Below are 12,632 nucleotides of genomic sequence, written 5' to 3'. Positions count from 1 at the left end.
CATTGTGATCAAGTTGGTTCCCTCATGTTAATTTTGTATAATGGGACATGTATCCAAAATTTGATCTGAGACTTTCCTTGGGATGGTCCAGGGAAAACTCACTAATGGGAGTGATCGGGAGATGAAGTACACCTATTTGGGCCAATCTGGCCTTCGTGTGAGCCGGCTTTGCCTGGGAACGATGAATTTTGGCGTGGACACGGATGAGAAAGAAGCTTTCCGCATAATGGATGCGGCGCTTGACGCAGGCATTAATTTTATTGATACAGCTAATATTTACGGCTGGGGCGAGAATTCCGGCCGCACCGAAGAGATTATCGGGCGCTGGTTCGCACTAGGCGGCGGTCGCCGCGAGAAAACAGTGCTCGCTACCAAAGTATACGGCGACATGCATGATCCTTATGACGGTCCAAACCGTGATGCAGGTCTTTCTGCCTATAAAATTCGCCGTCATCTGGAAGGATCGCTGCGCCGTCTTCAGACGGATCATATCGAGCTGTACCAGATGCATCACGTTGACCGGAATGTGAACTGGAATGAGCTGTGGGGTGCATTCGAGACGGCCGTTCATCAAGGCAAGATCGGTTATGTAGGCTCGAGTAACTTTGCAGGCTGGGATATTGCGGTTGCGCAGGGCGAGGCGAAAGCAAGGGGCGTTCTGGGTCTTGTGTCCGAGCAGCATAAATACAACCTGCTTTGCCGTCTGCCGGAGCTGGAAGTACTGCCGGCTTCGAAGGCGCTGGGTCTTGGCGTTATTCCATGGAGCCCATTGGACGGAGGTCTCCTGTCCGGCAATCATCGCCGCGGTGCATCGGGTAGACGCAGCGGTGAGAAAAACGAACGTTTTGGCCAAGTAAAAGAGCAGTTGGATGCTTACGGGGCATTATGCGATGAGCTGGGCGAACCGGAGGATCTCGTATCGCTGGCATGGCTGCTCGCGAATCCGGCCGTTACAGCCCCAATTATCGGGGTTCGTACGCTAGAGCAGTTCGAACGGTCGCTTCGCGCGGTTGAACTGACGCTTGATGAGTCGACATTGAAACGTATTGATGAGATCTTCCCTGGTCCAGGCGGAGACGCGCCGAAAGCCTACGCTTGGTAATCTCCCAAGCGGTAAGCCGTCGGCGCGTCACGTAAGGATCAGATCAGGATGTTAAAGAGTACAGGATCTTTGTTCAGTTCAACGAACTGGAAGCCTTTCTTCTGCATCCGGCCGATAAGCGGCGCGTAGTCCTCACGCTGCTTGAGCTCAATGCCGACAAGAGCCGGTCCGTTGTCCTTGTTATGCTTCTTCGTATATTCGAATCGGGTAATGTCGTCGCTTGGGCCAAGGACATCGTCAAGGAATTCTCGGAGCGCTCCAGCTCGCTGTGGAAAGCTAAGCATGAAATAATGCTTCAGCCCTTCATAGATGAGCGAGCGCTCCTTGATTTCCTGCATCCGGTCGACATCATTGTTGCCGCCGCTGATGACGCACACGACCGTCTTGCCCGCAATCTCTTCGCGGAGCATGTCGAGAGCGGCGATAGGCAAAGCGCCTGCCGGTTCTGCGACAATGGCATTCTCGTTGTACAGGTCTAGCAGAGTCGTGCAGATTTTGCCTTCCGGAACGGTCAGTACATCGTCGAGCAGCTCGCGGCAGATCGCAAAGGTCAGGTCGCCGATCCGTTTAACGGCAGCGCCGTCTACGAACTTGTCGATATGCTCGAGAGGAGTTACTTCTCCGGCGTCAAGAGATAAGCGGAGCGAAGGCGCGCCTTCCGGCTCCACGCCAATGACCTTTGTCATTGGGGAGACGGTCTTCACGTAGGAGGCTACGCCTGCTACCAGACCGCCGCCGCCAACGGAAGCGAGCACATAATCAGGAACGGTTTCCGCCGCTTCCATCAGCTCCTGGCCAACGGTTCCGTTCCCTGCAATGATTTTCGGATCGTCAAACGGGTGAATAAAGGCCATACCGCTGCGCTGGCTTTCGGCGATCGCTTCGGCATAAGCGTCATCAAACGTATCGCCGGTCAATATAACCTCGACGAATGTGCCACCGAAGAAGGAGACCTGGTTTACCTTTTGCCGCGGCGTTGTGCTTGGCATATAGATTTTGCCTTGTACGCCAAGAGCCTGGCAGGAATAAGCAACCCCTTGCGCATGATTGCCCGCGCTGGCGCAGACAACACCTGCAGCGAGACGCTCGGGCGGCAGAGTGCGCATGAGATGGTAAGCGCCGCGGATTTTGAACGAACGGACGATCTGCAGATCCTCGCGCTTCAGGAGGACATTACAGCCGTAACGCTCGGAGAGGACGCGGTTATATTGTAAGGGCGTGCGGGTAATGACATCTTTAAGATGCATTTGGGCATGAACGATATCTTCAAGTCCGATCTTGGTAAAATAGGATGATTGAAATTCCATAATAGCGTCACCTCATTTATAGTCGCGATTCGACAAACACTGATGATTTATTATAGCACTATCTTTATTTTTATGTAGGCAAAAAGGGAGGAGACAGGATGTTCCGCTGGCTGAAATGGTTAATTCTTGTTATTGTGCTGCTGGCTGCCGTTGTGGCAGGCGGAGGATTATGGCTCAAATCCTATGTTGCCCCGTCCGAGCAGCTTGATTTAGCCTATGATCCCGTCTCGATAAAGGATAAAGCAATGGAGATGGTGCAGAAGTTAAAGCCGGAGATTGTCCTGTCGGAAGCCGATGTGAACAATCTGATCAAAAGCCAGCTCCAAAGCGGCAGCCCCGAATCTCTGCCTCCGGACACCACGCTTGACGGCGCACGCTTTGAACTCAGCGGCGACAGGCTGATTGCCCATTTGAACATGACGTACCGCGATTTCCTGCCGCTAGGCATGCTTGCAACATACAAGATGACGTGGCAGGCTCCGAATCTTATCCTTGAGCCCTTATCCTTGTCGGTCAAAGACTATGATCTGGGGAAAGAGAGGTTGGACCGGATCGTTGTTCCGATTGAGCTTCCGAGCCTGATTTCAATTGGTGACATGCAGTTCCAGGACAATCAGATTGTCATAAAGCTTCAGCTTCGGTTGTAGCCGTCAGCAAAAAGGACGACAATCCCAAGCATTGAAAAGCTTATATTGAACTTGCAAGAATTTATTCATATAATGAGTAAAAACGTTACGGTAAGGGATCATATCGTGGACAAAAAAATAGTGGATGTTGCGAAGCTGGCCGGCGTATCTGCCGCGACTGTATCGCGGGTGCTGAATGAGAGCAGTCTTGTATCGGAGAAAACGAAAATAAAGGTGCTCAAAGCCATCGAGGAGATGGATTATCATCCGAATGCGGCAGCCAAGCATCTGCGTTCCCAACGGACGATGACGCTCGGCATTATCGTGCCGGATATTAATGTGTCTTACTTCTCCGAGATTATAAAAGGCATTGAGAATAAGGCTTACGCCCATAAATACAAAGTGCTCATCTGCGACTCGGACAACCAGATCGAGAAGGAGATGGAGTACCTGGATCTGCTGCCGGACCGAACGGTTGACGGGATGATTCTGGTTACACCGCGGGTAAGTGACGACACGATCCAGGAGTATGTGAAGAAAGGCTATGTGATTGGCGTTGTAGGACGAGCAGTTGTACATGAAGACATCCTAAGCTGCAAGACCGATAACGTAAAATTCTCGAATGAAGCGGTGCGTCATCTGGTCGAGCAGGGACATCAGCAGATTGCCTACATTGGCGGTTATTCCGATTCCCTGGAGAATTATGAACGGATGGAAGGCTATATGAAGGCACTGAAGGAAGGGAAGATTCCGTTCCTGCCATCCCTCATTGATAATGGTGATTTCGAAGAGACCGGCGGTTACCAGGCATTCTGCCGCCTGCTGGAGCGTAATCAGTCCTTCACTGCGGTCTATGCGGCCAATGACGAGATGGCGCTGGGCGTATACCGTGCGTGCCGGGAGAGAGGCATCCGCATTCCGGAGGACATGGCAGTCGTTGGCGTCGATAATAACCGGATTACGGAATACTTGCTGCCGGCTCTCAGCACGGTAGAGCAGCCGAAGTATGAGATGGGATCGCAGCTTACGGAGAAGCTGATCGCCCAGATGAGCGGGAATGAACAGAACATGCAGAAGAAGCATGTGATTGAATCGACATTGATAATAAGAGAATCATCCAGCTATAAACGGGATTAGAAGGACTGCCATTGGCAGTCTTTTTTTATTGAACGGAGCGGGAATGCGTTGCGGATGTAATCGGAAAGCAAAAGAGGATAAATGCCAGCTGTTTTGATGTAAATCAGTTGTTTTTAGCGCATATATGTTATCGATTTCACATAGTGCTTCCCGGACACTGCCGGAAAACGGACCGAAAAAGCCCGTATCTATGCGGTTTTCGGCCGTTTTCTTAGAAAACAGGGACAAACTTTAAAAATTGGTATTGAAATCGATTTCAGTCCATGCTAATATCGGTGTATATAAGTCAGGCAAAAAGAAAGTGATGCAATGAATGATAGCAAGATCATTGACGTAGCGAACCGGGCGAAAGTATCCGTAGCGACAGTATCGAGAGTGCTGAATCGAAGCGAGCTGGTTAGCGAGAAGACGAAGAAGCGGGTGCTCGAAGCCATTCAAGAGATGAATTATACTCCAAATGCGATGGCCAAGAATCTCCGGTCCAAGAAAACGATGAAGATTGGCGTTGTTGTTGCGGACATTGAAGTTTCGTATTTCGCCGAGATTATTAAAGGGATCGAGAATATGGCGAATTCCCTAGACTACAACGTCATTATCTGTGATGCGCAGAACAAGAAGCAGAAGGAACTGGAGTATGTTTCGCTGCTGCAGAACCGTACCGTAGACGGCATGATTTTCGTTACCCCCGAGATGACCAACAAGGAAATTATCGGGCTGGTGGAGGATGGCTACAGTGTTGGGGTAATTGGGAGAAACATCGAGCATGAACAGATTCCATGCGCCTTCACGGATAACGTGAAGATGGCCAGGGATGTTGTGAATCATCTGATTGAGCAGGGGCACGAGAAGATCGCGTTCCTGAGCGGATATGCGGATGCCATTGACAGCTACGAACGTCTTGAAGGTTACATGAAAGCGCTTCGAGATGCAGGAATGCCCTTCATTCCGGATCTCATCGATAACGGAGATTTCAATGAGGACGGCGGTTACCACAGCTTCATGAGGCTTCGCGAGAAGAATGCCGATTTTACAGCGATCTTTACAGCGAATGACGAAATGGCGCTTGGCGTATACAAAGCCTGCAAGCAGCTTTCGATTCAAATCCCTCAGCAGCTGGCGGTTGTTGGCGTAGATAACATCCGGCTTACGAAGTACATTGCACCTCGCCTAAGCACGGTGGATCAGCCGAAATACACGATGGGGGCGCTGCTCGCGGAGAAGCTGATCGACCAGATGAACAACAATGAGTTTAAGGACAAACGGATTTTTAAGGTGGAATCCAAGCTGCTTATCCGGGAATCCTCGATCTTTGCGAGAACCCGCGAGAATGACAGCCAGCAAGCAACGAAGTAAGCCTTTTATTTTGAAGGAAAAAGAAATCGATTACATTCAACGTTTATTTTGATGTCACGGAGGAATGCCGGTATGAAAGGTTTTTTCCAGGAGCTCGTACGGAATAGGATTTTATTCCTCATGATTGCGCCTGCCTTGCTATTCTTTATTGTCTTTGCCTACGTCCCGATGGTGGGGGTCTACTACGCTTTCACCCGGTTCAGCTTTGACGGAGGGTTGTTCGGCGGTGAATTCATCGGGTTCAAGAACTTTGAATTTCTGTTCAACTCGGGTGTTTTGTGGAATCTGACAAAAAATACAGTGCTCTACAACATCGCCTTCATTATCATCAGTAATCTGCTGCAGCTGGCATGCGCAATCTTCCTGAGCGAGCTGCCGGGCAAATGGTTCAAGAAATCGACGCAGTCCATTATGTTCCTGCCGTTCTTCGTATCGTTCGTCCTTGTAGGCGCTTTCGTATTTAACCTTTTCTCGAACGCGGGCGTCGTGAACACGATGCTGACGTCGATGGGCTTGCAGCCTTATGACTTCTACCTGCATACCGCGCCGTGGAAATACATCATCGTCTTCTTCCATGTGTGGAAGGGTCTCGGGTACGGTACGGTAATCTACCTGGCTGCGATTATGAGCATCAGCGATGAATACCACGAAGCAGCGAAGATCGACGGAGCGAACATCTTCAAGCGGGTTAGGCATATTACGCTTCCGCTGCTTGTACCTACGTTCATTCTGCTGATCCTGCTTAGCCTCGGCGGCATCCTGAAAGGCCAGTTCGACCTGTTCTATCAAATCATCGGCAACAACGGCATGCTTTACAACTCGACAGACATTATCGATACGTACGTATACCGCTCGCTTGCGGTTAACTTCGATATCGGCATGGGTACGGCAGCCGGTCTTTATCAGTCGCTGTTCGGCTTTGTCTTAATTATTCTGGTTAACTATATTATTCGGAAGGTGCAGAAGGACTACGCACTGTTCTAGGAGGGGGATCGCATGAAAATTAAAATGGAAAGCGCAACAATCGTCTTTAACATCATTGGTTACGTGTTGATTACCGTCTTGACCGTGCTGTGCCTGCTGCCCTTCCTTCTGATCGTCTCCGGTTCGTTCACGCCGGAGATGCAGATTATATCCAAGGGCTTCAGCCTGATCCCGGAGACATTCTCCCTGGATGCTTATAAGGCAGCTTTCAGCAATCCGAAGCAAATTTTTGACGGCTACAAAGTGACGATCTTTATCACGGTCGTTGGTACGGCAGTCGGGTTGTTCCTGACTTCCATGGCGGGCTTCGTGCTTTCCCGCAAAGACTTCAAGTACCGGGATCAGCTGTCCTTTTTCATCTACTTCACGACGCTGTTCAGCGGCGGCCTGATTCCATGGTACATCCTGATTACCAAACATCTGGATATGAAAGATACCTATATGGCATTGATCGTTCCGACACTCCTTAGCGCATGGAATATCATCCTGATGAAGAACTTCATGAAATCGATACCGGATTCGATCGTCGAATCAGCCAAAATTGACGGAGCAGGCGAATTTACGATTTACATGAAATTGATTCTTCCGCTTTCCGGTCCCGGTCTTGCCACCATCGGCTTGTTCATGGCCCTTGGCTACTGGAATGACTGGTTTATGGCGAACTTGTTCATTACAAGCGAAACCCATTATCCGCTGCAATTCCTGCTGTACAAGATTCTCGCGAGCGCAGCTGTTCTCAAGACGAACGTGGCAGGCAACCTGTCGCCAGACTTCCAGCCGCCCGCAGAAACGCTCAAGATGGCAGCAGCCGTTATCGCAACCGGTCCTATCGTATTTTTGTACCCGTTCGTTCAGCGCTTCTTCGTTAAAGGCCTGACGATCGGCGCCGTGAAAGGTTAGAACCGGCCAAAGGGCCGGCTAACATACAGGTTTACTAAATAAAAGGAGGAGTCATCAAGCATGAAAAGAAAGATAAAAACAATGGGCACGCTGCTCGTTTCAACGGCTATTATGGCAAGTATGCTTGCAGCCTGCGGGTCGGGCAACAATTCGAATACGAATTCGAATACAGGCACGAATGCTGAAGCCAGCGCAAACACGGGTTCCAACAACAAAGCTGATGCCAAAACACCGGATACTTCCAAGAAGGTTGAATTGACCTGGTATCTGCTCGGCGATCCTGCGAAAGACCAGGCAAAGGTTACGGCCGAGCTGAACAAAATGCTCCAGCAAGATCTGAACACAACCATTAAGCTGAACTTCACAACTTGGACCGACTGGCAGACGAAATACAACCTGCTGCTTGCTTCCGGCGAGAAAATTGATATGATCTTCGCGTCCTCATGGGCGGACTTTTATAAATTCGCAAACCAAGGCGCATTCATGCCTCTGAATGATCTCTTGCCAACTTATGCTCCTGCAACCTGGAGCAGCATATCGGAGCAAGACTGGAAAGAAGCAACCGTTAACGATAAAATCTACGCGGTTCCGGCAACTTATCCGGAATATACACCGGACGGCATTGTATACCGCGACGACTGGAGACAAGAGCTTGGTCTCCCTGAAATCACGGACGTTAACTCCATCGAGGCTTACCTTGACGGCGTGAAGAAATCAAAAGGCGTAACGCCGATCAACGGCAAAGCCTACAACGAAGTGTTTACGATGTTCAAAGCCTTCCAGGGCTATCAGCAAATCGGCGGCGACAGCGGTGTCATCGTATCCAAATCGTACGACACTCCGCGTGATATCGTAGCTTATCCATTCACTCCGGAGTTCGAAGAGTGGGTGAAGAAGATGAAGACTTGGGCAGAGAAAGGCTTCTGGAAATCGGATACGTTGTCTGACCAAAAAGAAGCCGGCGATGCCATCAAAACAGGTCAAGGCGCGGTATACTGGCGTAATGCTCCCGGCGCGGGCGGCTTCATTACAGGTCTGCAGTCTTCCAATCCGGACATCAAAATGAACTACTTCCCGTTCAGCCGTTTCCACGGCCTGACGACGCCAACTTTGTCGGTTAACAATGCAATGGCTATTCCGAAGAGCGCGCCAAACGCAGAGCGTTCCCTGATGGTACTGGACAAACTGCGCAATGATCCGAAGTATTATGACCTGTTCAACTACGGTATTGAGGGCACTCACTACTCGATGGATGCTGACGGCAAGCATATCGTTACACCTCCTGCGGGCGTAGAAGCTAAAGGCTTCGTTGGCTATGATATCGCAACCTGGGGCGTGCGCGTTGAGTCGATGGAACGCAAGAAGCAAGCTGGCGGATGGGAAGGCTTCGACGCTCTGCTTGAAGAGTTCAAATCGCAAAGCAAGCCTAATATCTTCGCTCAAGTTATCATGGACTATGCTCCCGTGAAATCGCAGCAAGCGGCTGTTAACTCCGTTATCCAGCAGTATGGTATGCCTCTGATGATGGGTCTTGTACCAGACGTGGATAAGGCGATCGCGACTTACCGCAAACAGCTGGAAGCAGCTGGCGTAAACGATGTACTGAAATATGTGCAAGAGCAAGCAAACAAAACATTTGATGCACAAGGAATTAAATAATAGGCATTGCATGACCAAGGGGGATGTAAGTGACCTGTGCGTAGGGATCGGCGTGCGCATTCGTCCTCATCCCCTTTTTTTATACCAAAAAAGAGAGATAGGAGAGACATCATGCTGAAGACAACCTTAACGCTGGAAGCTATTAATGGTGTAAATATTCCGTTCCAGAACGGGATTCCGGTACCTTCCTTCGAACCGCAGACAAGAGCGAAAATCGCTTTGAACGGCGAGTGGCACAAGCGCCGCCTGGCAATGAATCATGATTTCTCGCTGTCACCGCGGAGCGAAGGCTGGCTGTCCGAGCTGGAGCAACGGGAAGGGGACTACTTGCGCGGCGATGCGCTTGAGCAGTGGCAGCCTCACGCCGTTCCTTCACCGGAGAATACCTTAACCGGATTGCCTGAAGCGAATGCGGCGGAAACGTATGAAGACGGAGTCTGGTACCGCAGAGCGTTTACCCTTGCAAGCAAAAACGATGGATATGCCTACACGCTTAAGGCGCTTGGCATCAGTTACGTCGCGGATATTTGGGTGAACGGGCAGTGGCTTGGCTGCCATGAAGGCGGATTTACGCCTTTTGCCTTTGATATAACGGGCTGCTTGCGCACAGGGGACAATGAGATCCGCATCCGTGTCGACAATCCGCCGTGGGGAAGCCGCAAGGATACGATTCCGGCTGTTGCGGGAACAGACTTCTTCAACTATACGGGCATTATTCATGATCTTTATATTGAAATCACCCCTCAAGCTGCGATCGTCCGGGCGGACATAGTCCCGCAGGATGTGAACGGCAAGCTGGATGTGAAGGTCGTGCTGCATAACCGGGGGAACGATGCGGTTCAGGTAGGACTGGAAGGCAGTCTGCTTGAAGCGGACCCCGAAGGCCCTCATTTCCTGGACTCACCGCTGGCATCCTCGCTTACCGGTGTACCTGCAGTTACGGATAAGCCAATGAACAGGGAGTTGACCTTGCAGCCTGGTGAGGTGATGGTTGCTCGGTTCGAAGTAACCGTTATTGATCCAAAGCTGTGGTCGGTCTGGCAGCCTAACTTGTATGTGGCGACCTTTACGCTAACGGCGGCAGGCACAACGACTCTGAAGCAGGATTCGTTCAGCACTCAATTCGGCATTCGGACCGTGCGGACCGATAAGACGAGAATTTTGCTCAATGAGCAGTCCGTCTTTATGGCTGGAATCGCCCGTCATGAGGAATGGCCGGATACGGGCCGGACCGCGGCTTGGGATCGGATTCGATCGGATCTTGAACAGATTCGCGCGCTGAACGTCAACATGGTTAGAACGGGGCATTATCCGAACCATGTGTACACGTATTTGCTGCTGGACCGGATGGGACTGATGGCGATGAGCGAGATTCCGCTCTGGCAGTTTGAGACGGAGCATTACGAAGCGCAGGATGAAAAGCGTCTTGCCGATCAAATGTGGCGGGAGATGGTGTTCTCCCAGTACAACCGTCCGTCGGTTCTGATGTGGAGTACGCAAAACGAATCCAAGGATGTATGGCTGCGCCTCGCTTATAATGAGCGTCTGGTAAGGGACCTGAGAGAGAACTACAACGACGGCCGCCTGCTTACGCAGAGCTCGGCTGCTGACCAGCCAGGTCCGCATGATCCGTCGATGGCGCCGCTTGATGTGGCGGCTTGGACCATGTATTTTGGCATTTTCCATGGCGGAACGTACTACGAAGGCACTCGCCGGTACCTTGAGGAAGCGCATCGCATTTTCCCTGACAAGCCGATTCTGAATACCGAGTTTGGGCATTGGTCCTCCGGCGGTAAGGAGGGCGAGCAGGTGGTCACATATGAAGAGACCATGCGGGCTTTAATGGAGAAGGGGACATTGAATGCCGAAGGAGAGGACAATCCGGACGGCTATGTCGCCGGGATCGACTTCTGGATTATGTATGACTGGTACGTGAACCACAACAACTGGATTGATACGTTTGGCATTATTCATATGGACCGCAAGACCGAGAAGCCGGTTGCTTCGCTCATTCGCCGCGAATACGGGCTCATTACCCGTCATCATGGCGGCTTTGGCCAGAAGCTGGAGGAGGCCGTTAATGAGAAGAATTAATGCCGTGATGCTTCCCGTTCTGCTCGTGACCTTACTCACGGCGGCCTGCAGCGGCAATTCGGGCAGCTCTGCTGACGGTCCAGGGCAGGTTCAGGTGTGGCTGACGACGCCGGATCAGAGCAAGCTGCTGCAGCAGGAGGATAGCCTGAAGCTGACCAAAGCAAAGGGATCGGAAGAAAATGTCATCACCATCGATGATCAGAAGGTCTATCAGCAGATGGACGGTTTTGGAGCATCGTTAACGGATTCCTCGGCTTGGCTGATTGCAAACAAACTGAATGACGAGCAGCGGGAAGAGCTGATGAACAAGCTGTTTGATCATGAGGCGGGTATTGGCATCAGTTATATGCGCGTGCCGCTTGGCGCTTCGGATTTTGCCGTGAAGAACTATACCTTTAATGATATGCCGGCTGGCGAGAGCGATCCGGAGCTGAAGAACTTCTCCATCGCTCATGATAAGGAATATATTATTCCGACGCTTCAGCAGGCGCTTGCGATTAACCCGGATTTGAAGCTGATGGGCAGTCCATGGAGCGCGCCGGGCTGGATGAAGACTAGCGATTCCGTTATTGGCGGGAGCCTGAAGCCTGATGCTTATGAGCCGTTTGCGAATTATTTTGTGAAAATGGTTCAGGCTTACGAGGCAGAAGGCGTTCCATTTGACGCGGTCACGCTTCAGAACGAACCGCATTATACGCCGGAGGACTATCCGGGTATGCGGATGGAGCCGGTCGAGCAGGGCGAGCTGATCAAGAACTATATCGGTCCTGCTTTTGAGAAGAACAACATCAAGTCCAAGATTGTCATCTGGGATCATAACTGGGATGAGCCGTATTATCCGCTTACGATTCTGAACGACCCGGAAGCATTGAAGTATGTGGACGGCACAGCCTTCCACGGATATGCGGGAGAGGTTGGCAATCAGGCGCAGGTGCATGAAGCGTACCCGGATAAGAATCTCTATTTCACCGAGAGCAGCGGCGGAGCGTGGTCGACGGACTTCGGCGGCAACCTGAAATGGGATATGGAAAATCTGATTATTGGCGCAACCCGCAACTGGTCGAAGGTGGTCCTGAAGTGGAACCTTGCGCTTGATGAGAATTACGGCCCGACGATTGGCGGCTGTAAAGACTGCATGGGTGTCGTCACGATTAACCAAGGCTCCGGAGATGTGACTTTTAACTCGGAATACTATTCGTTTGGCCATGCCAGCAAATTCGTGAAAACCGGTGCCTACCGGATTGAATCCGGCGAGTCCGTGAGCGGAGAGATGGAGCAGGTTGCCTTCAAGAACCCGGACGGCTCTATCGTGCTTGTCGCGCTTAATGCGGCTGGCGAGGATAAGGAACTGAAAGTTAGGATCGGCAGTCAAGCCTTTGCCTACACGATGCCTGCCGGCGCTGCGGCAACCTTTGTATGGCCTGGATCGGGCAGCAGCAAGCAATAAGGGAAAAGGGATAAAGGAGGAAA

Annotated in this window: 10 protein-coding genes; 9 read left to right on the top strand and 1 reads right to left on the bottom strand. The window is 51.2% G+C overall.

What is annotated here, in order from left to right:
• The first annotated feature begins 121 nt into the window (after positions 1-121).
• A complete protein-coding gene (locus tag BM200_RS19905; RefSeq protein ID WP_091188392.1) occupies positions 122-1,102 on the top strand; it encodes an aldo/keto reductase in 981 nt (326 codons plus the stop codon).
• Positions 1,103-1,140: 38 nt separating this feature from the next.
• Here BM200_RS19905 and ilvA read toward each other — a convergent pair whose 3' ends face one another.
• Positions 1,141-2,409 (bottom strand): threonine ammonia-lyase IlvA, encoded by a 1,269-nt coding sequence (gene ilvA / locus BM200_RS19900; protein WP_091188391.1) that lies wholly within the window; start codon positions 2,407-2,409, stop codon positions 1,141-1,143.
• Positions 2,410-2,507: 98 nt separating this feature from the next.
• On the opposite strand from ilvA, the gene BM200_RS19895 reads away from it, so the two are divergent.
• The 8 genes from BM200_RS19895 (at position 2,508) to BM200_RS19860 (ending at position 12,609) form a co-directional block, all read left to right on the top strand.
• Positions 2,508-3,056 (top strand): hypothetical protein, encoded by a 549-nt coding sequence (locus BM200_RS19895; protein WP_091188390.1) that lies wholly within the window; start codon positions 2,508-2,510, stop codon positions 3,054-3,056.
• Positions 3,057-3,161: 105 nt separating this feature from the next.
• Positions 3,162-4,172 (top strand): LacI family DNA-binding transcriptional regulator, encoded by a 1,011-nt coding sequence (locus BM200_RS19890; RefSeq protein WP_091188672.1) that lies wholly within the window; start codon positions 3,162-3,164, stop codon positions 4,170-4,172.
• Between the two features lie 309 nt (positions 4,173-4,481).
• A complete protein-coding gene (locus BM200_RS19885) occupies positions 4,482-5,525 on the top strand; it encodes a LacI family DNA-binding transcriptional regulator (protein ID WP_091188389.1) in 1,044 nt (347 codons plus the stop codon).
• 72 nt (positions 5,526-5,597) lie between these two features.
• Positions 5,598-6,509: an ABC transporter permease gene (locus BM200_RS19880; RefSeq protein WP_091188388.1), complete on the top strand. Its 912-nt coding sequence runs from the start codon at positions 5,598-5,600 to the stop codon at positions 6,507-6,509.
• A 12-nt stretch (positions 6,510-6,521) separates the two neighbouring features.
• Positions 6,522-7,409 carry a carbohydrate ABC transporter permease gene (locus BM200_RS19875; RefSeq protein WP_091188387.1) on the top strand — a complete coding sequence of 296 codons (888 nt, stop codon included), beginning with the start codon at positions 6,522-6,524 and terminating at the stop codon, positions 7,407-7,409.
• A gap of 60 nt (positions 7,410-7,469) precedes the next feature.
• Entirely contained in the window at positions 7,470-9,068 is a 1,599-nt protein-coding gene (locus tag BM200_RS19870) for an extracellular solute-binding protein (protein WP_091188386.1), read from the top strand.
• A 111-nt stretch (positions 9,069-9,179) separates the two neighbouring features.
• Entirely contained in the window at positions 9,180-11,162 is a 1,983-nt protein-coding gene (locus BM200_RS19865) for a glycoside hydrolase family 2 TIM barrel-domain containing protein (RefSeq protein WP_091188385.1), read from the top strand.
• On the top strand, positions 11,149-12,609 hold the full coding sequence (locus BM200_RS19860; RefSeq protein ID WP_091188384.1) for a glycoside hydrolase family 30 protein: 1,461 nt from the start codon (positions 11,149-11,151) through the stop codon (positions 12,607-12,609). The genes BM200_RS19865 and BM200_RS19860 overlap by 14 nt, the downstream gene beginning before the upstream one ends.
• Positions 12,610-12,632: the final 23 nt, after the last annotated feature.

Source organism: Paenibacillus catalpae (genome assembly GCF_900112695.1).
Taxonomy (GTDB): Bacteria; Bacillota; Bacilli; order Paenibacillales; family Paenibacillaceae; genus Pristimantibacillus; species Pristimantibacillus catalpae.
Note: the sequence above shows the minus strand (reverse complement) of the source record. Positions and strands in the feature narration are given on the sequence as shown.